The following is a 24503-nucleotide window of genomic DNA, read 5'->3' as shown; positions in this document are numbered from 1 at the left end:
TGTACTCAATTGACGGTGAGTTTGTAGACCCTCGTTGCGGTGTCGATGAACAGTGCAGCCTGTTCTGCCCGCCCCAGTTCGGCGACCGTGCCCCGATAGGCGTCGATCACCCGCTCATAGTCCCCGTAGAGCCGATCGATCGGCCAATTCGACCCGAACATGGCTCGGTCAGGACCGAATACCTCGACGCAGCGGAGGATCCACGGGCGGATCGAGGCCTCGGTCCAGTTCGGATCCGCGCCGCTGGCCAGCGCCGATATCTTGACAGTCACATTCGGCAGTATCCCGAATTGCGCCAACTCCGCACTCCAGGCCTTGAAGTACTCCGGGTCCCGATGCTCGGCAAGCCCAGCGTGACCCAGAACGATCTGGGTCTCGGGGTGGCGGACAGCCAGCGCACCGACGTCGCGGTACTTCGGATACGGAACCAGCACCTCCAGCGACGAGCCGGAGGCAGCGACCGCGTCGAACCCCGCCGTGAACTCCGGAGTTCCGATGGTCTGAGGGGAGGCCATGTCGCGCACCCCCCGGTACGCGGGTTGGCATGCATTGGCGGCGAGGACGACGTTGACTTCGGGGGCCGCGACCCGGGCTCGAGCCACGATGGCACCGATCATGGGACGTTCGTCCGCCATGGACTGTACCCACGCCGACTCCAGTCCGGGCGCGTCCTCCTCACACGACTGGACGTGGATCACGCGACTGGGGATGTAGGGGCCGGCTTGCGCGGTGAGTTCCACGTCGGTGAACGCGGGGGCATCGAGTCGATGCATACCGCGCAGCCGGGGGTGGTCGAAGCCCCTTTCGAGGAACACCCACCGCAAGCCCTCGACGCTGTGGTCCCAGAAATGGACGTGGGCGTCGACAAACTCGAAGGTCTCGGTCACGCTTCGTCGCCCGTCCGAGTGGTACCGACGTTGACATTGGTGAACGATCCGTCCTTCGAAAGCGCCGCACCGCGATCGGAACCCACGTACGCGGCGATAACCCGTTGGTCGGTGTCGAGGATGGACGGCGGACCATGAGCAATCAGACGTCCTGCTTCCAGTACGTACAGTCGGTCGACCAACGTGCGCATCATCGGCACGTCGTGATCAATTACCACCACCGTCACCCCCTGAGTAGCTCGAAGGTCTGTCACGATCCGAGTGAAGGACTCGACCTCTTGAGGGGTCAGGCCCGCCGTCGGCTCGTCCAGCAGGATCACGTGCGCTCCCAGAGCGGACGCGCACGCCAACTCGGCCAGGCGCCGACTCCCGGTCGAGAGGGCACCGATCTGGTGATGGGCGAAGGGATCCAGCTCCAGCGCAGCCAGGATCGACATGGCGTTCGTGTTGCGCGTGCGGTCCTTGCGCCGCGCCCCCGGTGTGCCCACCACCGCGCTCAGGGCGTTGGTCGGGAACTCACGCTCCAAGGCCATGTTGACCACGTCCACGAGCCGCATGTCCTCGAACAGCCGGGCCTGTTGGAACGAACGCCCGAGGCCTCGCCGAGCACAGGCCTGTGGCGGGGCCCTGGAAATGTTCTTGCCCTCGAGATACACCTCACCAACCGTCGGACGCTGATGGCCCGACAGGACGTCGAAGAGGGTGGTCTTCCCGGCACCGTTCGGGCCCATGATCCCGACAATCTCGTCGCGGCCGATCTCGATGGAGACTCCGGAAAGCGCGTCGATGCCTCCGTAGGAGACCTTGATGCCCGCCGCGGTGAGTGGCTTCGTCGACGTGTCATCCGATCGCCGCTTCGCCGGCACAAAGCCACCCTTGGCCGGGGTCTCGATCGGACGGGGGGTCAGCCAACCCTGATCCACTGCTCCCTGAACCCACCGGTCCCGGGCCTTGAACACCAACGAAGCGAGGCCGCCAGGCAGCACCAAGAGTACGGCCAGCACACCGATGCCCGACGACAGCAGGCCCCAGTCCTCGCCCAAGATGCGGGGGATGCCCTGAACCCACACCGCTCCCAGGATGGCGCCGGTGATCGTCGTCACCCCCCCGAAGACCGTCATGACGACCAACGACAAGGACTCGCCCGCCCCGAAGGTGCCATCAATGTCTCCAGAAAAGTTCACCAGTAGACCGCCATACAGAAAGCCGCCGAATGCAGCGATCATTCCCGAGATCATGAAGGCCAACAGTTTCGTGGTTCGTGGCGAAACTGCCACGCTCGCCGCCGAGGGCTCGTTGTCACGGACGGCGATCATCCGCCGTCCCAACCCGGAATTCCGCAATCGATGCACAAAGGCCACCGCCATCACCAGCGCGCCGAGGCAGACCCAGTAGTAGCGGATGCCCGAGTCGAAGTCGATGCCCAGAAACACCGGTCTGGGGATGCTCATCGACGTCGAGCCATCGGCGCCACGATGATTCAACCAGTCCCGTTGCAGCAGCCATCCGCTGGTGGCAACCGAGAACGCGAGGGTGATGACGGCTAGGAACAGTCCCCGAATCCGAAGCGCCGGGATGCCGACCACCAACGCGAAACCACCGCCGATCACCGTCGCCAATACCAAACCCGGACCGTGTGGGATCCCGAGTTGGTACAGGCGTCCGCCAAACGCGGCGCCCACGGCGACGAACGCGAACTGACCCATCGAGACCTGGCCCGCAAATCCGGTCAAAACCACGAGCGACAGTCCGAAGACCGCGAACAGGGCGATGCCCGAAAAGAAAAACTGTTCTTTTGATGACACCAATGTGGGCACATAGGCCACGAACACCAACAGTCCCGCCAGAACCAGGGTCCGGACCCATCGCAAACGGGCCACCGAGGCCATGCTCGGCGCCAGTGGGAGAATCGATGCGGCCAGCGACCATGACGATGTTTCCGCCCCCCTCGCCACTGCGCCCAATCCCCGTTTGACCAGGAAGCTCACGGCGATGGCGATCAGCAGCGCAAGGTCCAACGCCCCCCCGATGGGGAAGTTCCAGATGATCAGGTTCTCCAGGAGTCCGATGGCGAGACCGGCTGCGAACACGGAGTAGGACCCGGACAATCCTCCCAGCATGGCGGCGGCCAACGCCCGCAACATCAGGTTCGGGCCGAGTGCCTCCGAGAGCCCGAGCGGTCGTGTGGGCCCGATGAGGATCGCGGAAATGCCGGCCAACAAACCGGCGATCGTCCAGACTGCCATCGACACCCGCTCGACCGGGATGCCGGCGAGGCGCGCGGCGTCTCCGTTTTCCGCTGCGGCCCGGCTCGCCTTGCCAAGCCGACTCCTCCCCAGGAAGAGGGCAAGGCCGATCGTCAAAAGCGGGACCGCTACCAGGATCGTGAGGTCACCGGCGTTGAGCCTCAGCGTTCCTATGGTGACCGAGGACGTGAAGGGTGTCGGATAGCTCTTTCCCGCAAAGTCGCCGCCCTTGGGCAACAGCGCCCCGGAAAAGAACAGGAGCTGAGCAGCACCGATCGTGGCCACCAACACCGTGAGGCGACTCGCGTTGCGTAGCGGTCGGACGATGGAAAACTCGAACAGGCCCCCGAGCACGGCGGCCGACAACAGCGCCAGCGTCAACGCGATCGGGTACGGCCAACCGAGGCTCAACACGAAGATGGGGATCAGCAAAGCCGGCAGCGCCCCCATCTCGCCGTGAGCAAAGTTGATCACCCTCGACGACCGGTACACCAAGGTGATACCGATCCCCAACAAGGCGTAGGTGAGCCCTCGGATCAGCCCGATGGTGACGATGTTTCGCGGGACTTCGAAGTCGATCAACGGGATCGTGAAGCCGATGATGTCGCCGAGCACTGACCCCCCTTCCCAGCGAACAATATCGTGTACTCAATCCGGGCCATGGGCCCGCCGCCGAGAGGCTGGACCGGCTGCGAATCCGATGCCGGTCACGGGCATTCGTTCTCCTCTTCGATGAAGCCGACGTACTCGTCGAGTTCCTCGTTGAATTCCTGAGCGGAGATTTGCGTCAGGGTGCCGATGTAGTTCGCGCTCTCCCCCGGGCCGAGTCGGCCGTCGGACAGATCCGGCAAGGCAATGCCCGAGTCGAGATCCAGACCCTCACGATCCAAGGCGGCGATGCCGACAATCGGGCAGTACGCCGTGTCCCCGCTGGTGTTGCGGACTGTGACCTGTACTGTCGCCATCCTGCCCTCGACGCGGACACGGGGATCGCCGACGTCCAGCACGGGGTCGATCACGGCCTGACGCACACCAAGGACGAAACCCACCACGAGCCCGAGCGTCACCAGCGCAATGAACACCTGGCGTTGGAGTCGCCCCGTCCACCAGGGAACGCGGCGACCACCCTCTTTGCGGGGAGTCACTCCCGACGCTCCAGCAGTCGCCGCGTCAGCTCGTCGGCATCAAGTCCCTCGGCGGGACCCAACGGTTCCACGACACCCCGATCCATGAAGAACACCGTGTCCGCCACCGAAAATGCGACACCGATCGACTGCTCGACCAGCAGGATCGTGGTGCCGAACTCCAGAACGTGGTCCAGCACGTCCAGAAGTTGGCCCGTCACGGTTGGGGCGAGACCGAGTGACAGCTCGTCGATCAACAACAGGTCGGGGCCCGCCATCAACGCCCGGCCCAAGGCCACCATCTGCTGTTCCCCACCCGACAACGTCCCGGCCCGTTGGTCCAGTCGGGGCTTGAGTGCCGGGAAGACCTCCAGGACCGCCTCGCCGCGTTCTTGGGCCAACGCCGCGTTGTCGGTGAAGGGGTAGGAGCCGAACCACAGGTTGTCTCGGACGCTGAGTGACGGGAACGTGGACCGGCCGGCCGCCATCAGCGTGATCCCCAGCTTGGTGCGCTGATCCGCCGGAATGCCCGTCAGCTCCTGACCCTTGTAGAAGATCCGACCGGATTGACCATCGAGCAAGCCGCCGATGCTGGAGAGCAGTGTCGTCTTGCCAACCCCGTTCCGACCAACGAGCGCATGGCAGCCACCCTGGGGGATAATCAGATCCACGCCGAACAAAACCTGGATCTGACCATAGGAGAAGTCCAGCGTTTGCACCTCCAGCATGGGGCCCTGATCGGGACTCCACAACTGAACGGCTTCTGAAAGCGACAGCTCGATGTTCTCCCCAAGCTCCGTATTGTCGTCCTCGCGCTTGCCCGTGGCTCGCAGGCTCTCGAAGTGTTCACGCCGGACCTGCTCTCGTACCGCCCGCTCGTCGCGTCCGTAGGTGGCCAGGCCGAGCGTCAACAACAGGAGCCCCGACAGGGCGGAAAGCGGCGACAAGATCAGAAACGCCGTGCGCAGGTCCAAGGCGTCGGACAGAATGCCGAAGATGACCGGTGACGCGGCCGACGCCAGACTCTGCGAAACCGCGTCCATCGACGTGCCCCGGCCTCGCAGGCGCGGATGCAACACGTCGGCGCGGGCGGCGTTGGTCAGGGGAATGCCCGCGACCAGGAACATGGCCGCGGCCATGAGCGATATGAGGGCCACCTCCGTGTAGGAGACCACGAAGGCGATGATGAAGAACGGCACGGACGCCGCCCGGGCGATGCCGGCCAACGCGATCCGCGCCGTGGGATGTTTCGCCTGGATGAGGTAGTCGGCGAGGTTGCCCGACGCGACTGCACCGATCAGCCCACCGACCGCGACCACGGCGATGGCAGAAGCCGCCTCCGCGATCTCAAGATCGTGATAGCGGATCAAGAAAGTGGGCACCCACACGCCAATTCCACCGAAGAACAAACTGCCCAGCATCCCCGATGCCAGCATCGCCACGTAGGAGCGACACCTCAGGAGATCGGCATGGGCGCGAAGCCCTGAGCCTTCCTCGATTCCAGAGGTGGACACCGTGTCCTCGTTCTCCTCCAGCCTCTGGTGCCTGCGATCCTGCACCCCTCGTTCGGGTTCGGGGAGCCGCCACGCCAAAGCAGAGACCACGAACGCGGGCAGCGCGAAAAAATAGAAGGTGGCGCGCCAACCCCACGCCTGGGCCATGATCCCGGCGATGGGCAGCAGGATGAAGCCGGCTAGCTGCCCTACTTGATAGATCCCCATTACCTTCGACCGCTGATTGACCGGGTAGTAGTCGGCCAATAGGGACTGCGAAGTGGGGTTGTCACACGGATCCCACATCCCCAACAACATCCGGCCGATCAGCAGCATCGGGAACCCTGCGGCCGAGCCGGTGAAGATCATCGTGATGCCCCACGCCATGGTTCCCCAGGCGATGATGCGCGTGCGGTTGTAGCGGTCCGCCAGAATCCCGAAGGGCACCGTGAACAACGTCACGCTCACAAGGTACGAACCACTCAGGAACCCCAATGCCGTATCCGAGAGGCCGAATTCGCGCTTGAGCAACGGGAACATGGCCGGCAGCAGGAACTGGTCGCTCACGTTGATCGTGTAGATGACGGTCAACAGGGCCAGGGGCCACTTGTCCACACCAACCAGCTTGCGGGTGATGTGAAAGTTCTCTCTCGGCGTGAGCGTCGGCGACAGAATCGACCGGCCATTGGGCTCGGTGGCCGTCATGACCCAACCCCTCCTCTCGCCGGGACCAAGACTTGAGTGTACTGATATTGTCTTGGTCAGCCGCCCCGAATGACTGAGATGCACGCGATGTCCGAACGGTGTCCTGTGGAGTTTGACCACCACTCCCAAGCCTTCGCCGATGACCCGTGGTCAACGCTCGCGCACCTGCGAGCAGAACGCCCCGTGGCGTACACCGAAAATTACGGCGGGTTCTGGATCCTGAGTGGGTACACCGAAATCAAAGAGGTGGCCGGCGATGACATCCGCTTCTCCTCAGCCCAAGGCCTCACCATCCCCGACAAGGCCAATCGGGGGCAGCGATCCATCCCCGCCGAGATGGACCCCCCAGACTTCCTTGCATTCCGACGCATCCTGCACCCGATGCTCTCCCCCTCGGCCGTCGAAAGGCTCACCCCGGTCATCGAGCGGTTCGCCCATGCCGCCATCGACGAGTTCATCGAGTCCGGCGAATGCGATTTCGTTCACGACCTTGCCGACCCGCTACCGGCAATGACGACCCTCTACAAGCTCGGACTGCCCGTCGAACGTTGGAAGGAGTTCTCCGAACCGCTGCACCGGGCCGTCTTCTTGCGGCAGGACAACCCCGAGCGCGCCGATGTCGTCGAACATCTCCGTGCCATCGGCGAGGTGCTCTACGAGACGATCGCCGCTCGCCGTGAGTCACCGCGCGACGACATGATTTCCTACCTCCTCGGCTGCAGCGTCGATGGCCGACCCGTCACCGACGACGAGGTGAAGGAGATGGCCTACCTGGTCATCCAAGGCGGCTTCGACACCACCGGTTCGGCCATCTCGAACGCGCTCATCCAGCTCCACCACGACCGCGGCGCCCGCCGGCGCCTCATCGACGACCCGGGCCTTATGACCTCGGCCATCGAGGAGTTCCTTCGCCTCGAGGCCCCCCAACTCGCCCTGGCCCGCACCGCCAACGTGGACTGCGAGATCGGCGGCCACCAGATCAGCGCCGGCGACAAGCTCCTGCTGGTCTGGGCATCAGGGAACCGCGACGCCGATGTGTTCGACAACCCCGACGAACTCCAACTCGACCGGTTCCCGAACCGGCATATGACGTTCGGCCTGGGCGCCCACCGGTGCTTGGGGTCGAACCTGGCGCGCCGCCAGATCGAAATCGCACTGCAGGCCGTCCTACAGCGATTGCCCGACTACGAAATTGACCTCGACGCCGCCACTCGACCGCAGACCGTCGGCATCGCCTACGGCATGTACGCGCTGCCCGCCCGATTCACCCCAGCCCCCCGCTGGTACCGCCAGACCGAGAGCCTCCGATGAAGATCGCACGAATAGAAGCCTTCCCTTTCGACCTCAATTACATCCGAGACAGGGAGTTCCTCGTCTCCTACGGGGTCATCGACGCCATCAAGAACGCGGCAATCCGTATCACCACCGACGATGGCTTGGAGGGATGGGGCGAACTCATGCCACTGCCCCTGGACAATCGCGACGAGTGTCTCGAGAAGATGAAGCCGATCGCCAAGACCGTCATCGGCCAGGATCCCTTTGAGATACGAGAAATCCATGCCCGCATGGACGAGCAACTCTCCGACGAACCCTGGAGCGACGAGCTGCTCCCCAAGGGCGCGATCGATTTCGCGTTGTACGACATCATGGGCAAGGCCGCCGGGCTCCCGGTCTACAAGCTTCTGGGCGGAGAGTACGACGACGGCGTCCCGATGCACTTCTCGATCAGTATCCGGAGCCCAGAGGAAATGGGCGAAGACACCGCGGCAAGGGTGGCCGAAGGGTTCCAAGCGATCGAGGTCAAGCTCGGTCGGTACTTCGGTGAGCTCGATCTCGACACCGAGGTGGCGCGCATCGCTGCCATCAGGGAGGCGGCCGGAACCGACGTCGTGATCATTGCCGATCCCAATATCGGCTGGACCGCGGAGGAAGCCATCGAGGTCCTCCCCGCCATGGAGGAGTTCAACATCTACGTCGAACAGCCGGTCAAAGGCCTCGACGACCTCAAGAAAGTCCGCGACGCCATCAACTCACCCCTGATCGCCGACGAATCCGCAGCGAACGCGAAGGTTCTCGCCGAGATCATCCGCCGCGACGCGGTCGACATGATCAACCTCAAGATCCTGCGGACCGGCGGGCTCCACGAAGCCTGCAAGATGCTGGACATGTGCGAAGCCTTCGGGATCGGCTACCGCCACGACAACGTGATCCAATCGCGGCTCGCCTCGACCACCATGATTCACTTCTCCACCACCTACCGCCGCAGCCTCCCCGACTGCGGCGGAACCCAGTTCACCCGGACGGTCGAGGACGTTGTCAACGCGGGAGAAGGCGTCTACATGGAAGGCGGGACCGCCAAGCTCTACGACCCCGACGCCCCCGGCATCGGGGCCACGCCAAACCCCGCCATGCTCGGCGACACCATCCTCATCGCCGACTGACGCTCGGTCTATCCCTCCCGAAGCGGGCGGGCTTGAGGGGTCAGCGTCATCGGCGACATCGCCGTGAGATCAACATCGAGAACCCAGACACCACCCGTCTCGATCGCGCCGACGAAGGCGTCGCTGAATTCGTCGGCGGTCCCCACCGAAGCGGACTGGACGCCAAAGGCTGCTCCCAGAGCAGCAAAGTCCGGTGTCGAGAGCTCGACACCAACGCGGCGCCCGCCGACCGCCATGTCCTGGATGAACCGCAACATACCGTAGCCGCGATCGTTGAACACGCAGACCACCAGCGGGAGGTCGTACTGCGCTGCGGTCGCGATCTCTCCGACGCTGAGCATGAGACCGCCATCTCCCTGGACGACCACCGTTGGCCGCCTGGTAGCCACGGCTGCACCAATGGCCAGGGGCACCCCGGGCCCGATGGCTTGTGACACCGGACGGATAGCGGTCCGAGGCTCTTCAACGCGTAGCAGCCGATTGGCCCAAAGATAGGCGCTCATGGTGGCGTCCTTCGCCACCACGGCGTCGGCGGGCAGCGCTGCAGCGATGGAGTCCAGAATTGCGACCACATCCGGCCCGAGATCGGCGCGGGTCGCGGCGATGACCTCATCACGACACGCGGCACACCGAGCAACCCAATCATCAGTGTCCTTGCGCTCGCCGCCAAGCTCGCCAACCAATGACGCCAGCCCGACCTTGGCGTCGCCGACCAGCGCGATCTCGGCCGGATGGACACGACCGATCATCGTTGGGTCGGCGTCAAGGTGGATGAGCCGGCCCGGAAACTTGAGCCATTTGGCCACGTTGGAGGTGAGCTGAAACCTGGTCCCCACGGCCAAGAGCACATCGGCGCCGGCAAGGATCGGGTCCATCGCAGACATGTCGGTGTTGGGTCCGAGGGCCAGGCGGTGACTCTCAGGGAGAGCGCCACGACCCTCCACGCTCGTCGCGACGGGGGCCCCGAGTGCCTCGGCCAGCGCGGTCAACTCGTGAGAGGCGTCGGCGAGAATCACACCGCCTCCGGCGATGATCAGCGGTCTGTCGGCTCCAGCCAACACGCCGGCTGCGGCCGAAATGGCGGCCTCGGCCGGCGCCGTTGCCCGACGCTCTGGTGGATCCACGGCCACGTCGGCGTGGTGGGCATACTGGAGATCGATGGGGATCTCCACGGCCCCCGGGCCGGGGCGTCCGCTGATCATGTCCGAGATCACCGCCAAGATGGTCGGGGCGATGTCGGATGACGTCGTGATGCGCTCGGAGCGCTTGGTGACCGTGCGCAACATCGTGAGTTGATCCTCGGCTTGGTGGATTGTGCCCCGGCCGCGCCCGTACTCGGACGTCTCGACCTGGCCGGTGATCATCAAGACCGGACTCGAGGCGTAGTTGGCCTCGAACAGGCCCCCCATGGCGTTGGCCGCGCCTGGTCCCGTCGAGGTCAACGCCACACCGATCTTGCCCGAGGCGCGGGCGTAGCCGTCGGCCGCGTGGACCGCGCCCTGTTCATGGCGGCAGGCGATGAACTCGATCGACCCGGAGCGAGCGATGGCGTCGAGGGTAGGGACGTTGTGCACGCTGACGATCCCGAAGACCGTGTCCACATCGGCGGCCCGCAGGGCCGCGACCACGGCGTCACCGCCGCTGTGAGTCGTCATGTCACCTCGCCCTCCCGGAGTCGTCGTCAGACCTTGGGTCGCGGCTCGGGCACCAGCCAGTCAAGAACACCACGTTGGGCGCGTTGACGCTTGTTGGACGGAGGTTCACAGCCGCGAGTTGTAGCCGCCGTTGACCAGGAACGTCTGGCCCGTTACCCAGTCGGCGTCGCGGCTCACCAGGTAGCGGATCATTCCGTACAGGTCTCGTGACGTACCCATGCGCTTCATCGCCGTGCCCGCAATCATCTTGTCGATCATCGCCTCCTTCGGAAGCTGGGCCCGGGTGGCTTCGTTGTCGATCGGGCCCGGTGCCACAGCGTTGACGGTGATCCCCGACGGCCCGAGTTCGGTCGCCAAGGCAAAGGTCATCGAGTTCAAGGCCAGCTTCGACACCCCGTAGACGCCTGACGGCATGTAGGCACCCATCGAGGAGATGTTGATGATCCGACCCCAGCCCTCGGCGCGCATGTGATCAAGAACCGCCTGTGCGCACAGCAACGGTCCTCGCACGTTCACCGCCATCACGAGGTCGAAGTAGTTGGGGTCGGTGGCCGACAACGGCGCAGACTCCAGGTCGCCCCAGATGCCGGCATTGTTGATCAACACGTCGACACCCCCCAACCGTTCCTCCACCTTCGCGATCATGGTCGCAACGCTGTCAGCAGAGGCCACGTCGACCTCCAAGCCGATCACCTCTGCACCCGTGGCCGAAGCAGTGTCTTCGGCCGCCGCAGCAACCGCGTCGGCCTGGATGTCGGCCAAGACCACTCTTGCGCCGTCGGCCGCAAACATGGCGGCATAGTCACGGCCCAGTCCTCGGGCCGCGCCCGTCACGACCACGACCGGACCTTGCGAATCCTCGCTCATCACCACCCCTTCATCCTTGTCGCATTCTTCGTCTTCTCACTGCAAAAGTTCAGCGGATCGGCAGCCCGAGACCCTGGCTCGCGATCACCCCGCGCATGATTTCGGAGGTCCCGCCACCGATCGTCTCGCTGATGGACTGTCGCCACAGGAACTCGATCTCTGAACCGACCATCACCGACTCCGGTGCCCCGAGGTCTCCCGCCACCCGGGCCACGGCTTGGGCTGCCTCACTACCCGCCAACTTGTTGGCAGCGGCCTCCACCGCTGCGTCCCGGCCGTCCTGGACAGCCTCCAGCAGCGCCAATGCGTGAGCTTCGACTTCGGCCACCACCACCGCGGTGTCCACCAATCGATGGCGAACGACGGGGTCGTCGGTGAGCCCGCGTTCCTTGAGCCAGCTCACGAGTTCGGCAAAGTCCTGTTGCACACGGGCCGGGGAGAATTGCACGTGGCGTTCGGTGGCAAGCGACTCTGAGATCAAGCGCCAGCCGCCGTTCTCCTCGCCGATCCGGTTGGCCAGCGGCACCTCGACGTCATCGAAGAAAACTTCGTTGAAGCGTTCGCCCCCGACCGCCGGAATCGGTGAGACCGTGATTCCGGGCGACGTCATGTCCACGATCAGAATCGTCAACGCTCTTCCCCGCGCCTCCGGCTCGCCGGTCCGGCACAAGACCCAGAGGTAGTCGGCTCGATGACCGCCCGAGGTCCAGCGCTTCTGGCCATTGAGGATGTAGCGGTCTCCATCCCGGACCGCCCGGGTCCGCAGCGCAGCCAGATCCGAGCCGGCCTCCGGTTCGGAATAGCCCAGCGAGAACGCGATCTCCGCCGTTCGGAGTCGCGGCAGAAACCGCTCCTTCTGCTCTTGCGTGCCGGCCGCAATGATCGTCTTGGCCACGATCCCCGAACCCAGGGGTGGCCGGGCCGCGCGGTACCGAGCCATCTCGTCCCACAAAACAAACTCATAGAGCGGATGCCGGCCCTCGCCGCCGGCGTCCGTGGGCCAGGCCAGTGCCAGCCAGTTGCGCTCCCCCAGCGCCCGATGCAGCTTGAGGGTGGCGATGTGATGATCGCCTTCGTGATGAAAGAACCCGTGGGTGTCGCGGTAGTCTTCCAGGAAGTCCCGGACCTCATCACGAAACGCAATGAGTTCGGGTCCGAGTTCGAGATTCATCCGTCGTCTGAGGCTTCCCCGTCAGGATCCTCCTCGCCGGTCACCCACACCGGGTCGCGACCCTCCATGAAAGCCTTGGGGCCTTCAGCCATGTCGGGGTGATCCCAGTGCATGCGAATCAGAGCCCAGCCGTACTCCATGGAATCCCGGTAGCTCATCTCCAACGCGCCCCACAGGGCCTGCTGGGACAGCGTCACCGCCGCCGGTGAGTTCTTGCAGATGTCATGGGCAATCTCCTCGGCCGTGGCCATGAGGTCCTCGGGTTCGCACAGCTCGTCGAAGAGGCCGAGGTTGTACGCCCGCTCCGCGGTCATCCGATAGTTCCGGCCCTGCAGAGTCAACCGGAGCGCCGAGCCGAGCGGGAGACGCTTGGTCAGACCGATGTTCTCGATCGCGCCCACCATGCCCACATTCACGTGGGTGTCGACGACCTTCACCGTGTTGGCGGCCACGATGATGTCGCTGTCCACGACAAAGTGCAGACCGGCACCGGCCACGGTGCCGTTCAGGGCGCAGATGACCGGCTTCCACACCCGGTTCTGGCGTGGCGACCAGAACACCTCCTCGGTCAACGGGCCTCGTCCGGCCGCCACCCGACCACGCGACGCCACCGCTCCCACGTCCGCTCCAGTGCAGAAGTGCCGCTCGCCGGCTGCGGTCACGATCGCGCATCGGATCCACGGGTCGTCGCGGACTTCGGCCCAAATCGCCTTGATCGGCTCCACCATGGAGCTGTGCAACGCGTTGGCCCGGTCGGGGCGGTTCAAGGTGATGTAGGCGATGTGGTCCTTCTTCTCGTAGATCAAACCCTCAAGGGGCTGAGTCAAATCCACCATGGTGTGCTCCTTTTCGACAACGGAACGGCCTCACAGTCCCAGTCCGGCGGCAACCACCTCGCGGACGCAGCCCTGACTCGGCGCCAGGAGTCCCACCTGGCGGATCCGGTGACTTCGGAACGCCACCGGACCTTCCAGGGTGAACCCCATCGCCCCGAACAACTGATGTGCCCGGTAGGCCGCGTCGGTCGCCGCTGCTGTCGCGGACAGACGCGCCAACGCCGCGGCCTGAGCTGCCTCGGTGTCCCCGGCATCCAGCCGCTGCGCCGCGCCCCGTACGAGAATCCGTGACGCGTTGAGCCGCGTCGCCGCCGAGGCCAGGGGATGCGACACCGCCTGAAACGTAGCAATCGCCTTGTTGAACTGCATCCGATTCCGGGCGTACTCGGCCGACAACGAGACCAGCTCGTCGGCGGCACCCACCATGTAGGCCGCCACCGCTACCGACGCCCGAGCGGCAGCCGGCGAGGAGTCACCCAACGATTCCAGCCGCTCGGCTGCCATACGGGCCCACGGCTCGCCTGCCGTAGTGTCGACCGGCTCAACAGGACCGGCGGGCTGGACCCTCCAGGCCTCCGACACCCCGAGTTCCAGGAAGACGTCCGCGACCGGCGCCCACGGGAAGACTCCTTCCGCGCCAACACTCACCAGCGAATCACCGCTCTTCACCGGGCCGAGGACTGCGTCGTCCAAGAGCGCGGTCGCCGCGAAGGTTCCCACCAGCGGTCCAGGTGCGCCGTGGGCACCAAGCGTCTCCATCACCGCCGCAATCTCGAGCACACCGCCGCCGCCGGATTGGGTGCCCAATCCGAGGACCCCAAGGTCGGCCAACCCGCTCCAAAAGCCTTCCGGTAGCGGCGAGGAAGAACAGAACCCCGGACCTGTCCCGGCTCGGCGGCAGAAGCCATCGACGGAAGCCTGCAGGGCCAACAGTTCATCGCCGTAAGAGAGGTCCAGGCTCACCAAGCACCCCTGTCTCCGTACGAGCAGCCACCGCCGATTGCATCGTCGAGTACCATCAGGGCTCCCCGTGGGCCTTATCGCCCACTATCAGTACACTGAATAGTACGGCGGCTGGTACCGCTGGTGCCAGTCCTTCACAATGTCACCCAACCGCATCGCCGGATGAGCCTCAACCCCGCCGTCGGCCACGCCGTCGAGGTCGCTGCACCAGGAGCATCATGGCCAACGCCACCCCGCCGAACATCGCTGCAGACGGCACCGGCCACACCCTGTTCTGCACCGATACCTTCTACGGTGATCACCACGACCGCCTGGGCGATCTCGCCCCCGGTCTCTCCGTTGTCCTACTCGGGCCCGACGATGCGACCCCCGAAGCCATCACCGAAGCCACGATCGCCTTCATGTCTCGTGACGTGTGGCCCGATCGAGCCCGAGCCTTCGTGAACTCGCTCTATCAGGCCTCCGGCCTGGACTGGTTTCACGTCATGTCTGCGGGCATCGACGGTGACATCTTCGACACCCTCAAGTCTCGTCGTGTACGTATCACCCGTTCGGCGGGTGCATCTGCCAATGCCATGGCCGAGACCGTGTTCATGTTCCTCCACGGCCTCGGCCGCGACCTCCGCAACGCCGTCGACCGCTACCGGACACGTGACTTCAGTTGGCGCCGGTGGCGAGAACTGGAGGATCGGACGATCGCAGTCTTGGGATACGGCCCCGTCGGGCAACGCATCGTCCACCTGGCGCTCGCCTACAACATGGAGCCGACCATCATTCGCCGAACCGTACGCGGTGACGAACCCTGCCCCGCCCGCCCGATCACCGAACTGGCTGATGTGGCCGCCTCTCACGACATCCTCGTTGCCGCACTCCCGATCAACGACGACACCCGGGGCATCATCTCCGCCGACGTCATCGACGGCATGCCACCTGGGGCGCTGTTCGTCAATGTGGCTCGCGGCGCCCTCGTCGACCAGCCCGCCCTCACCGCTGCCCTCCAGCGAGGCCACCTCGGCGGTGCGGGCCTCGACGTGTTCGCCACTGAACCACCGTCCGATGACGACCCGCTGTGGGATATGCCCAATGTGTTGATCACCCCGCACAACTCCGGAGCCAGCCACGGCAGTCCCCAGCGCGTCATCGAACTCTTCTTCGACAACCTGGCCGCATATCTGGAGCAACAACCCCTGCTCTACGAAATCGACAACGACCTCTTGGAACCCCTGACAAGAAAAGAGTAGCCTGAATTCTGTGGCCGCGTCGCTGCACAACGACGGCCTCTCCGGGGGCCCACCCAAGTTCTTCACCTTCGTGGAAACAAACTCCGGAGCCCTCCTCGTCGGCACATGCGTACGCGGCATCTCGCGCTCACTGGACGGCGGCGAAACCTGGAAGCCCGTCGACGGCCTCGACCATGTCTCGGTGAACACCTTCTCCGACCACGGCACCCATCTCAGCGCCGCCACCTCTGGCGGCCTGTGGCATTCCTACGACGACGGCCTCACTTGGGAACAGATCGACTCGACGCCCCGGTACGCGAACCTCCCAGCCGGCGCCGACACACCCCCCGACATCACCACCTTCAGGCTCTTCTCGCTCTGCGGAGGCCGTCGCCTTGCCGGTACCGACCAACAGGGCATCTGGTTCACCGACGACGACACCTGGGCGCCGCTCGGCGCCGATGGATCCATCGTCTACAGCTTCGCGGAGACCCGATCCGGTGCCCTGCTCGCGGGAACCCGTGGCCACGGCATCCTCCGCTCTGACGACGACGGCACAACCTGGAGGCAATCCAACAGCGGACTCGATGACGTCTACGTCCACTGCCTTCTCACCCTGGCCGACGGCAGCATCCTCGCCGGCACCGGGCAGGGCCTCTCCCGCTCAACCGACGATGGCCAGACCTGGCAGCCGTATGCCGCCGACATCGCCGGCCACCGCATGTTCGCCATCCATGAACTCGCCAACGGCACCCTCGCTGTCGGCAGCTACGCCCACCTTTGGGTCGGCCGTGAAGAAACCTGGCGCCAAGTCGATCCCGGCCTCACCCCGGACGAAGCCTGGTCCGTTCACTTCACCGGCAACACCATCTACGCCGGTACCAAGACCGGCGTCCTCGCCTCCACCGATGACGGCGACACCTTCACCAACGTCGGCGGCGGCTCGGTCGTCTTCGCCTTGACCGAGAGCCACGACGGCACCATCTTGGCCGGCGGAGACGACGGCGTGCTCCGTGGCCCGGACTGGAACCCGGTCGGTCACCTCGGACGTCGCGCCTATTGCATCTTCGAAACCGAACCGGGGACCCTCCTGGCCGGCACCCTCACCGAGGGCCTCTACCGCTTCCGGGACGGTGTCTGGGCTCCCCACCCCGAAGGCCCCCCGCACTGGCAGGTCTACGGCATCGTTCGCTCCCAAACCGGCCGCCTCATCGCCTGCACCGGCGCCATCATCGACGGCGAGAAGGTCGGAGGCGTGTTCACCTCCGACGACAACGGCGACACCTGGTGCGAGAAGCTCGCCGGCCGGAGCTACTACGCCATCACCCAAACCTCCGACGGCGCCGTGTACGCCGGAGGCCGGCGTTGCTACATCTCGGTCTCCACCGACGACGGCGACAGGTGGGCCCTCCTCCCGCTCCCCCTCGGCCAGGAAGCCAAGATGTACTCCCTGTTCGCCGACCACGACAACCGACTCTTCGTGGGCGCCGGTGGCCAACTGCTGCGAAGCGACGACCACGGCCACCACTGGGACGTACTCGACGAGGGCATCGACGGTGTCAGCGTCTACGACCTCGGACAACGTCACGATGCCCTGCTCGCGGCGGCCACCAGTGCCGGGGTCTTCACCAGCGCCGACGGCGGCGACACTTGGACCGCCGGTCGGCTCCGCTGACCCCGACCTAGAGAAGTACTCGCTCAGCGGGGACCCGCCTACCCCTAGCCGATCTCGTCTGGGGGGCCGAAGTCCTCAATCTCTAGGCGATAGACCTCTGCGGCTGTTCCCCAGAACAAGCGGTCGCGATCATCGCCGTCCACACCCTCGAAGATCGCTCGCAGCGCCCCGACCACATCCTCGTATGTGCCGAACAGGCGATCGATCGGCCAGTTCGTCCCCACCATGCATCGTCTCGGCCCGAACACCTCGAAGCACGCCTCGGCCCAAGGACGAATGGACGACACCGTCCATTCCGGATCGGAGCCACCACAGAGCGCCGAGATCTTGCACACCCAGTTCGGACGCCGCGCCAGTTCCGTGGCCGCCGCGCGCCACTCCCGGAGCGTCTCAGCCGTACGCTCCAACGGCAGCCCGGCATGGCTCAGCACAAAGGTCACCCCAGGCCATAGGTCGGCCAACTCGCCGAACGTTCCGAATTCCGCAGGGCCAGTCCGCAACTCCACGGAGAAACCGAGCTCCGCGGCTGCGTCCAACGTCGCCGCGCACGCGTTGAGGTCGAGCCCATCGGGTCCGCTCATGTCCCGCACGCTCCGACAGCGGCCACTCGCCTCCCGATGTCGCAACAGCAACCCCGCGCCATCCGGCGAGGCCAAGTGCCCGCGGCCGATGAGCGCACTCGGCCAGCCCGTGCGCTCCGTCATGGCGTCCAACCATGCGGTCTCCTGCGACGGGTCGTGTTCTGCGGTCGCCGACTGCGCGTGGACCACCCCCACCACCCCGGCCCCCTGGACTTCAGCCCGGAACTCTTCGGCCGTGTAGCGGGGCGCAGCAAGCCCACCGTCGCGGTCGTCGGATTCCTCAGTCCACCGATGGCGAGTGCTCCGAAACCCCTTCTCCAGCCACGGCCAGCTCAACCCGTCGACCCCGTGCTCCCAAAAGTGCACATGCGTGTCGACCAATCCCGTCATTCAGACCCCCCGATCCCCACCGCTCCCAACATAGGCCACCGCAGCCATCCCCCCTCCGACGGTGTCATCGGCAATGGCAACCACCGTACGCCGGATACCACACCTCAGATCGTCCTGTCCGGGAACAGTGAGGCCAGGCTCTCCTTGTCGGCTTGCGCCACCCCTCGTTCCGTGATGATGCCGGTTACCAGCCGAGAGGGTGTGACGTCGAATGCGTCGTTGGCGGCGGGTGTGTCCGACGGCGAGAGGCGCACCTGGACCAGACTTCCGTCCGGGGCCTGACCGGTGATGTGGGTGACTTCTTCCGGCTCTCTACGCTCGATGGGAATCTCGGCAATCCCGTCTTCGATGGTCCAATCGATGGTGGACGACGGAAGGGCGGCGTAAAACGGAATCCCATTGTCCTTCGCTGCCAGGGCCTTCAGGTAGGTGCCGATCTTGTTGCCCACGTCGCCGGAGGCAGTGGTTCGGTCGGATCCGACGATGCAGAGATCGACCAGCCCGTGTTGCATCAAGTGTCCGCCGGCGTTGTCCACGATCAGGGTGTGCGGCACCCCCCACTGTCCGAGTTCCCAGGCGGTCAAGGAGGCTCCTTGGTTGCGGGGCCTGGTTTCGTCAACCCACACGTGTACGGGGATTCCTGCGTCGGCGGCCTTGTAGATCGGTGCGGTTGCCGTTCCCCATTCCACGGTGGCCAGCCAGCCGGCGTTGCAATGGGTGAGGACGTCGATGCGGCCCTGTTGGCCCTTCGCCTCCCACAACGACTCGATCAGCTCCAGCCCGTGGTCGCCGATGGCCGAACACATGGCCGCGTCGGTGTCGGCAATTTCGGCGGCCTTGGCGTAGGCCGCTTGCGCCCGATCGTGGGCGGGCAAAGGGCGAACAACGTCCTCCATTTCCCGAATGGCCCATTGCAAGTTGACCGCGGTCGGGCGGGTCGCCAGGAGCCGGACCACGGCGCCTTCCACTGCCTCATCTGAGGGGTCAACCGCCAGCCCGAGCGCCATGCCGTAGGCTGCGGTGGCCCCGATCAACGGTGCCCCGCGAACCACCATCGTCTCGATGGCGACCGCAGCATCTTCGAGAGTTGCCAGCTTCTCGGTGGCGAAGACATGGGGCAACAACGTCTGGTCGATCACGACCACGGTGCGGCCGTCGTCGTCGACCCAGATCGTCCTCTTGGGCGTGTCTCCGGCTCCGGTCACGTGCTCTCCTGTCGGCGGTTCTGTTCGAGAACCTCGGCTGCGATCTGCTGGAAGATCACGTCGAGCTGACCGATACCGGTGGTGTCGGCCCGTTCGAGGATCCAGCGGCGGGCGGTCCGCAGGACGATGGTCGAAGCCGGCAAGTGTAGGTGGGCCGGCAGGTTTTCGATGTCGGTGACTTTGGCGAGGCCGATAATCCGGCGGATGGCCTTGCAACCGCCGTAGCCGATGCTGTCGGCCTTGATCTTGGCCAGCCAGGAGCCCAGCAACTCGTCGGTCCAGGTCGGGTCGAGGCGGGAGGGCCACAGCCGGTGCATCTCGGTTTCGAATGCGTCCCAGGTCTCTGCGGCCAGACCGGAGACCCAGCTCTGGAACTCTGGGGGCCGGTTGAGGACGGCGGCTCGGGTGCGGGCCGCCAGGTAGTTGCCAAAGAGGGCGCCGAGGTCAAACCCGACCGGCCCGTAGAAGCAGAACTCCGGGTCGATGACCCGGCACTGGCCGGCACCGTCGGTGTTTCGCACCATGACCGACCCGGTGTGGAGGTCACCGTGGATCAGGGCTTCGGCGTGGGTCATGAACTGGTGCTTCAACATGCCGACTTGGGCCCTGAGCTGTCGGTCGTTGCGGAGGGTGGCCACTTCGGCTGACAGCGCATCGGGGTAGCTGTTGTTGTCGTGGTCGATGTACGGCTCGGTGAGCACCAGATCCTCGGTGATCTTGCACAGCTCGGGGTTGATCGACGCGGCGACCTGCACCTTTGCTTCTTCGGCACCCACAGCGAACAGTGAGGTGGAGAACGCCACGTTGGCCACGTAGCGGCCGAGATGGGCCCCCACACCGGTGTGTACGTGACCCTCGTTGAGCCGGCCTCGCCAGATGTCCCACCCATCCAGGTTCTCCATGACGACTACGAAACGGCTTCGATCCAGCGTGTGGACCTCCGGAACCAGGTCGGGAACGACCCGGGCGGCAGCCCGCAGTCCCCGGGCTTCGCAGATGATGCGCTCGGGGCTGAGCGGCCAGGCCTCACCCACCAATCGCAGGTACGGCAGCGACTGCTTGAGACACAGGCCCCGCCCATTGCGGTCGCGGCACAAGAACACCAGGTTCAGGTTCCCGTCACCCACCTCGGCGACTTCCAAGGAACCCGTGTCCACCAAGCCGGCCAATTCCGGATTCCCGTCGATGTAGTCCGCGACCGTCTCCGGGGTCAGCACCCCATAGTCAACCCCCATCCTCGCGACCCTTTGGTTTCGCCAGGTTGTCAGACATATTGGGACTGTAGGGCAATACTCGACACAGCGTCAACCACTCCGCACTCTCCAAACTCGGATTCAGACTTGGGCTGCCAGAGTGGTTTGGTAGTGCTGTCGACGGCCAGGTCTATTGACCGCCCAGGGAGTTCTTGCCTAAATTGTCAGACAAGTTGTCAACCAACCATCTGATGATGAGGGAGATCACCATGGCTACTCGAGTGGTACTGGACATGGACGTGGGAATTGATGACGCGTTGGCCATCATGTTCTTGGCGGCTCACGACGACGTGGAGATCGAGGCGTTGGGCAGCATCCACGGCAACATCGATGCACAGCGGGGCGCCCTGAACGGATTGCGGGTGCTGGAGCTGTGTGGGCGGCCGGATGTGCCGGTGGCCGAGGGGGCAACCGAACCCTTGAATCAGCCGCTACGGACGGGGTGGGTGGTTCACGGCACCGACGGGATCGGCAACATGTACTCACCTCCGGAGGGCACGATCACCGGGGAATCGGCGTCCGACCAGATCCTGCGGTTGAGCCAGGAGTCCCCGGGGGAGCTGCACTTGTTGGCCACCGGCCCACTCACCAATCTGGCGTTGGCCGCCACCGCCGATCCCGAGGTGTTCACCCGGTACAAGTCGGTGGTGATCATGGGCGGATCGGGCTACGAGACCCTGCACTGGGGATCGCTCACCGAGGACCCCAACGTCGATTACGATCCCGAGGCCTCCGACATCGTGTACCGCACACCCGGCAACTACACCCAGATCGGCATGAACCTGGAGCCCTACCTCGTCCTCGACGAGACCAGGCTGCCGGAATTGGAGAAGGCAAAGCAGCCCCACTCCGAGTTCGTCTGGAAGATGCTCCAGCAATACCTGGACTTCCACGAGAAGATCTTCGTCCACCGACGCATCGCCACTCTGTGGGACCCGCTGGCCGCCGCTGTGCTGCTCGACCCGACGCTCATCCAATCATCCACCCAACGGCCTGTCGACCTCGTCCCCTCCGACCTCGGGTTCCGCGGCCTCGGCCTCAACGACCGACGAGCAGGGGGACGCTTCGATCAACGCCCCGATGTCAACATCGTCACCGCCGTCGATGCCGACCGCTTTGTCGACGTCTTCCTCGAGAAGCTCACCGGGCCCATGCCCCGCACCGGCTAGCCTGAGCCCGCCCGGCAACACCAAACCCGACCACTGCGAAGCAAGGATGTGGATAGCCCGCGGATCGACCCCGAGAAGTTCCGAACTCGAGCCGACTGGATCGCAGCCGACCTGCATGGCCGGCTGAGTTCAGGAGAATGGGAACCAGGGCAGAAAATGCCCACCGAGCAGGCCCTCTCCGAGCAGTACGAGGTCTCGCGGGCCACGATCCGAACAGCGCTGCGGGTCCTCGACGGGCAGGGCCTCATCGCCGCGAGGCAGGGAAGCGGAACCTACGTGCTCGCCGCTGCCGCAGCTGACGTAAGCGCCGACCTACGCAGGCTCGAGTCGCTCTCGGAGACGATCAAGCGGCACGGACTCGAACCGACCATGGAGTTCCGTTCGGTCGCAATCCGGTCTGCAACCGAAAGGGAGACCGCCCGACTCGGCCTTGCCATCGAGGACAAAGTCCTCGCAACCGAACGAGCCCTCCTCGTCGATGACGAGGTCTTCGCCTACTCCTACGACGCGATTCCGAGAAGCCTGCTGGGCAACACTTTCGACATTCGCCAAGTCAGGGGTTCGATGTTCGCACTCCTCAGGGAGTTCGACATCACTGTCCTGACCGCACACACCGAACTGCACGTCGAGACCGGAGCCGGCACCGCCTGGGGAGCGGACCCGACTGCCGCGTTCCTCCGCCTCGACCAGACCCACCGCGATGACAAGGACAACGCCGTCATGGAATCATCAACGTTCTTCATCGAGGGCCACTTCAGATTCTCCCTGGTGAGACAGGCCACGACTACGATCCCGCACTGCCGATGACAGGGGCGGAGGACGCCGGCGACGGCCCCGATGTCGCCATGGCCGGAGCGGCGAGAGCCCGGGAGGGGAATCGAACCCCTGACCTATTCATTACGAGTGAATCGCTCTGCCGACTGAGCTACCCGGGCGCCGGGGTCAGGTTACCAGCCGGGCAACTGGGGCAGAGAGAGGAAAAGGGCCTGTAGGAGCAGGGTCTCGTTGGGGTTGCGGACCAGGGCGGCGTGGGCGTCGCGGATGCGGTCGACGGCGGCCACGGCCTCTTTTGCGTGACGCCCGTCGGTCAGGCGTCGGCGGTAGCAGTCGGCCAGGGTGGCGAGCCCGAAGCGCAGTTCGTCGGCCCGCAATAGCCGCTGTTCCCGGCGGTGGCGGACGTCCATCTCCCGGCGCACCCGGTTTTGGGGTCCGGCACCCGCTTCGATGCGGGCCAGATCGTCGGCCTCGGCGCCCTGGCGAGCCGCCAGCGGCGACTGGGCCTCGTCGATCAGCGACCGCAGCTCGTCGACCAGCACGGCCACGGTGGCCCCGGTGCCGTCCAGTCGGCCGGGGGCCGCGGCCCACGCGCGGCGGCGGGCACCCAGGCCCTGGTCGGCGGCCAACAGACGGGCCCGGCCGATGTCTCCCGCGGCGGCGGCCACGATGTCGTCCAGGGCGTCGGGGTCGACCCCGTCGGCGGCAAGGAGGCGGCGGAGGGTGTCGTCGGGAACCGGGTGGAACCGCACCACCACGCAGCGGGAGGCCACAGTGGTGTGACCGGGAGGGATTTCCTCGCTCAACAGCACGATCACCGCGGTGGGGGGCGGCTCCTCGATGGTCTTGAGCAGGCCGGCCACCGCCTCGGGCTCGGCGGTGTGGAACCGGTCGCAGATGATCACCTTGCGAGGGCCCTCCACCGGACTGCGGGAGGCCTCGAAGATGATCTCGTCGGCCTCGGTCACCCGCAGGGTGCGACCCTCGGGCTCCAGGACGGAGACATCAGTATGGTGACCGGTGGACGCCAGGCGGCGGCTCCGGTCGTCCACCCCGATCAGGGCGGCGGCAAAGGCCAAGGCGGCGGCCCGCTTGCCGGTGCCCCGCGGTCCGCAGAACAGGTAGGCGTGTACCGGCTGGGCGGCGGCTGCCACCAGGATCTCGGCGGCCTCGGGCTGGCCCTCCAACCCGACCCATACGTCGTCCACCGTTGCGACCCCCGCCGAGGGTGACCCGTCAGACACCGAGGCGCTCCCGAACGGCGGCGAACACCGCTTCGGCCACCTCCTCAACGGAGCCTTCCCCGTTGACGATCACCCAGTGGGCCGGATCCTCCTCGGCCAGGGTGCGATACCCCTCGGTCACCCGCCGGTGGAAGGCGGCGTCCTCGGCTTCGATCCGATCACCCGGCGACATCCGGCGGCCGCGGGCCACCTCGTCGGACACCTCCACCAACACGTTCACGTCGCTGCGCAGGCCCCCGGTGGCGAACAGCGACAGCGCCAGCACCTCATCGACCCCCAAGCCCCGGCCAAAGCCCTGATAGCACAGCGACGACCCGATGAATCGGTCGGTGACCACGTGAATCCCCGCGTCCAGGGCGGGGCGGATCACCTCGGCCACGTGCTGGGCCCGATCGGCGGCCATGAGCAGGGCCTCGGTCCGATCCGCGGGCGACGGGGCCGACCGGTCGAGCACCAGGGAACGGATGCGGGCCCCGAGATCGGTGGCACCGGGCTCGAACGACAGACGGGCCCCGAGGCGCTCGGCCAACAGGCGGGCCTGGGTGCTCTTGCCCACGGCCTCACCCCCCTCCAGAGCGATCAACCGACCGGACACTTCCCCACC

The 24503-nt window shown here is 65.5% G+C and carries 20 protein-coding genes and 1 tRNA gene; 6 read left to right on the top strand and 15 right to left on the bottom strand.

Annotation, left to right across the window (positions count from 1 at the left end; translation table 11 throughout):
* Nucleotides 1-5: 5 nt before the first annotated feature.
* The 4 genes from ACOQPQ_RS11275 to ACOQPQ_RS11260 all read right to left on the bottom strand — a co-directional run bounded on the left by ACOQPQ_RS11275 (nt 6) and on the right by ACOQPQ_RS11260 (nt 6455).
* Entirely contained in the window at nt 6-887 is an 882-nt protein-coding gene (locus ACOQPQ_RS11275; protein ID WP_420639527.1) for an amidohydrolase family protein, read from the bottom strand.
* Nucleotides 884-3748, bottom strand: coding sequence for an ABC transporter permease subunit (locus ACOQPQ_RS11270; RefSeq protein ID WP_420639526.1), 2865 nt, complete (start codon nt 3746-3748; stop codon nt 884-886). Before ACOQPQ_RS11270 ends, ACOQPQ_RS11275 begins: the two co-directional genes overlap by 4 nt.
* A 92-nt stretch (nt 3749-3840) precedes the next feature.
* Nucleotides 3841-4215, bottom strand: a complete 375-nt coding sequence (locus tag ACOQPQ_RS11265) for a hypothetical protein (RefSeq protein ID WP_420639525.1) — start codon at nt 4213-4215, stop codon at nt 3841-3843.
* A 59-nt stretch (nt 4216-4274) separates the two neighbouring features.
* Entirely contained in the window at nt 4275-6455 is a 2181-nt protein-coding gene (locus ACOQPQ_RS11260; RefSeq protein ID WP_420639524.1) for an MFS transporter, read from the bottom strand.
* A 183-nt stretch (nt 6456-6638) separates the two neighbouring features.
* Here ACOQPQ_RS11260 and ACOQPQ_RS11255 point away from each other — a divergent pair, with 183 nt between their 5' ends.
* Nucleotides 6639-7766, top strand: a complete 1128-nt coding sequence (locus ACOQPQ_RS11255; RefSeq protein ID WP_420639523.1) for a cytochrome P450 — start codon at nt 6639-6641, stop codon at nt 7764-7766.
* On the top strand, nt 7763-8896 hold the full coding sequence (locus ACOQPQ_RS11250; protein ID WP_420639522.1) for a mandelate racemase/muconate lactonizing enzyme family protein: 1134 nt from the start codon (nt 7763-7765) through the stop codon (nt 8894-8896). Before ACOQPQ_RS11255 ends, ACOQPQ_RS11250 begins: the two co-directional genes overlap by 4 nt.
* 8 nt (nt 8897-8904) lie before the next feature.
* On the opposite strand, the gene ACOQPQ_RS11245 is transcribed toward ACOQPQ_RS11250, so the two are convergent.
* From ACOQPQ_RS11245 to ACOQPQ_RS11225, 5 genes are all read right to left on the bottom strand, one after another.
* Nucleotides 8905-10551, bottom strand: a complete 1647-nt coding sequence (locus ACOQPQ_RS11245) for a thiamine pyrophosphate-binding protein (protein WP_420639521.1) — start codon at nt 10549-10551, stop codon at nt 8905-8907.
* Between the two features lie 105 nt (nt 10552-10656).
* On the bottom strand, nt 10657-11418 hold the full coding sequence (locus ACOQPQ_RS11240; RefSeq protein ID WP_420639520.1) for an SDR family NAD(P)-dependent oxidoreductase: 762 nt from the start codon (nt 11416-11418) through the stop codon (nt 10657-10659).
* Between the two features lie 49 nt (nt 11419-11467).
* A complete protein-coding gene (locus tag ACOQPQ_RS11235; RefSeq protein WP_420639519.1) occupies nt 11468-12589 on the bottom strand; it encodes an acyl-CoA dehydrogenase family protein in 1122 nt (373 codons plus the stop codon).
* Nucleotides 12586-13425, bottom strand: a complete 840-nt coding sequence (locus tag ACOQPQ_RS11230; RefSeq protein ID WP_420639518.1) for an enoyl-CoA hydratase/isomerase family protein — start codon at nt 13423-13425, stop codon at nt 12586-12588. Before ACOQPQ_RS11230 ends, ACOQPQ_RS11235 begins: the two co-directional genes overlap by 4 nt.
* A gap of 30 nt (nt 13426-13455) precedes the next feature.
* A complete protein-coding gene (locus tag ACOQPQ_RS11225) occupies nt 13456-14388 on the bottom strand; it encodes an acyl-CoA dehydrogenase family protein (RefSeq protein ID WP_420639517.1) in 933 nt (310 codons plus the stop codon).
* Between the two features lie 218 nt (nt 14389-14606).
* Between ACOQPQ_RS11225 and ACOQPQ_RS11220 the strand changes: the two genes are divergently transcribed.
* Nucleotides 14607-15629: a D-2-hydroxyacid dehydrogenase gene (locus tag ACOQPQ_RS11220; protein ID WP_420639516.1), complete on the top strand. Its 1023-nt coding sequence runs from the start codon at nt 14607-14609 to the stop codon at nt 15627-15629.
* A gap of 10 nt (nt 15630-15639) precedes the next feature.
* Entirely contained in the window at nt 15640-17283 is a 1644-nt protein-coding gene (locus ACOQPQ_RS11215; RefSeq protein WP_420639515.1) for a hypothetical protein, read from the top strand.
* Nucleotides 17284-17327: 44 nt separating this feature from the next.
* On the opposite strand, the gene ACOQPQ_RS11210 is transcribed toward ACOQPQ_RS11215, so the two are convergent.
* The 3 genes from ACOQPQ_RS11210 to mtnK form a co-directional block, all read right to left on the bottom strand.
* On the bottom strand, nt 17328-18254 hold the full coding sequence (locus ACOQPQ_RS11210) for an amidohydrolase family protein (RefSeq protein ID WP_420639514.1): 927 nt from the start codon (nt 18252-18254) through the stop codon (nt 17328-17330).
* Nucleotides 18255-18358: 104 nt separating this feature from the next.
* Nucleotides 18359-19459: an S-methyl-5-thioribose-1-phosphate isomerase gene (gene mtnA, locus ACOQPQ_RS11205; protein ID WP_420639513.1), complete on the bottom strand. Its 1101-nt coding sequence runs from the start codon at nt 19457-19459 to the stop codon at nt 18359-18361.
* A complete protein-coding gene (mtnK, locus tag ACOQPQ_RS11200; RefSeq protein ID WP_420639512.1) occupies nt 19456-20694 on the bottom strand; it encodes an S-methyl-5-thioribose kinase in 1239 nt (412 codons plus the stop codon). The genes mtnA and mtnK overlap by 4 nt, the downstream gene beginning before the upstream one ends.
* A gap of 227 nt (nt 20695-20921) precedes the next feature.
* On the opposite strand from mtnK, the gene ACOQPQ_RS11195 reads away from it, so the two are divergent.
* Both ACOQPQ_RS11195 and ACOQPQ_RS11190 read left to right on the top strand, forming a co-directional pair.
* Nucleotides 20922-21881, top strand: a complete 960-nt coding sequence (locus ACOQPQ_RS11195) for a nucleoside hydrolase (protein ID WP_420639511.1) — start codon at nt 20922-20924, stop codon at nt 21879-21881.
* 48 nt (nt 21882-21929) lie between these two features.
* Nucleotides 21930-22688, top strand: coding sequence for a GntR family transcriptional regulator (locus ACOQPQ_RS11190; RefSeq protein ID WP_420639510.1), 759 nt, complete (start codon nt 21930-21932; stop codon nt 22686-22688).
* A gap of 55 nt (nt 22689-22743) precedes the next feature.
* On the opposite strand, the gene ACOQPQ_RS11185 is transcribed toward ACOQPQ_RS11190, so the two are convergent.
* The 3 genes from ACOQPQ_RS11185 to tmk form a co-directional block, all read right to left on the bottom strand.
* A tRNA-Thr gene (locus ACOQPQ_RS11185) sits at nt 22744-22816 on the bottom strand.
* 12 nt (nt 22817-22828) lie between these two features.
* Nucleotides 22829-23863 (bottom strand): hypothetical protein, encoded by a 1035-nt coding sequence (locus tag ACOQPQ_RS11180; protein ID WP_420639509.1) that lies wholly within the window; start codon nt 23861-23863, stop codon nt 22829-22831.
* A 28-nt stretch (nt 23864-23891) separates the two neighbouring features.
* A complete protein-coding gene (gene tmk / locus ACOQPQ_RS11175; protein ID WP_420639508.1) occupies nt 23892-24494 on the bottom strand; it encodes a dTMP kinase in 603 nt (200 codons plus the stop codon).
* Nucleotides 24495-24503 lie beyond the last annotated feature (9 nt).

The sequence above is a fragment of the Candidatus Poriferisocius sp. genome (genome assembly GCF_965219775.1).
In the GTDB taxonomy this organism is placed as follows: domain Bacteria; phylum Actinomycetota; class Acidimicrobiia; order Acidimicrobiales; family Bin134; genus Poriferisocius.
This window is presented reverse-complemented; position numbering and strand designations above follow the sequence as displayed.

What these genes read in the sequence shown, in the direction of transcription:
- ACOQPQ_RS11230 (WP_420639518.1), bottom strand. Translation starts at nt 13,425, where the DNA reads ATGGTGGATTTGACTCAGCCCCTTGAGGGTTTGATCTACGAGAAGAAG.
- mtnK (WP_420639512.1), bottom strand. Translation starts at nt 20,694, where the DNA reads ATGGGGGTTGACTATGGGGTGCTGACCCCGGAGACGGTCGCGGACTAC.
- ACOQPQ_RS11245 (WP_420639521.1), bottom strand. Translation starts at nt 10,551, where the DNA reads ATGACGACTCACAGCGGCGGTGACGCCGTGGTCGCGGCCCTGCGGGCC.
- ACOQPQ_RS11260 (WP_420639524.1), bottom strand. Translation starts at nt 6,455, where the DNA reads ATGACGGCCACCGAGCCCAATGGCCGGTCGATTCTGTCGCCGACGCTC.
- ACOQPQ_RS11250 (WP_420639522.1), top strand. Translation starts at nt 7,763, where the DNA reads ATGAAGATCGCACGAATAGAAGCCTTCCCTTTCGACCTCAATTACATC.
- ACOQPQ_RS11240 (WP_420639520.1), bottom strand. Translation starts at nt 11,418, where the DNA reads ATGAGCGAGGATTCGCAAGGTCCGGTCGTGGTCGTGACGGGCGCGGCC.
- ACOQPQ_RS11220 (WP_420639516.1), top strand. Translation starts at nt 14,607, where the DNA reads ATGGCCAACGCCACCCCGCCGAACATCGCTGCAGACGGCACCGGCCAC.
- ACOQPQ_RS11210 (WP_420639514.1), bottom strand. Translation starts at nt 18,254, where the DNA reads ATGACGGGATTGGTCGACACGCATGTGCACTTTTGGGAGCACGGGGTC.
- ACOQPQ_RS11235 (WP_420639519.1), bottom strand. Translation starts at nt 12,589, where the DNA reads ATGAATCTCGAACTCGGACCCGAACTCATTGCGTTTCGTGATGAGGTC.
- ACOQPQ_RS11195 (WP_420639511.1), top strand. Translation starts at nt 20,922, where the DNA reads ATGGCTACTCGAGTGGTACTGGACATGGACGTGGGAATTGATGACGCG.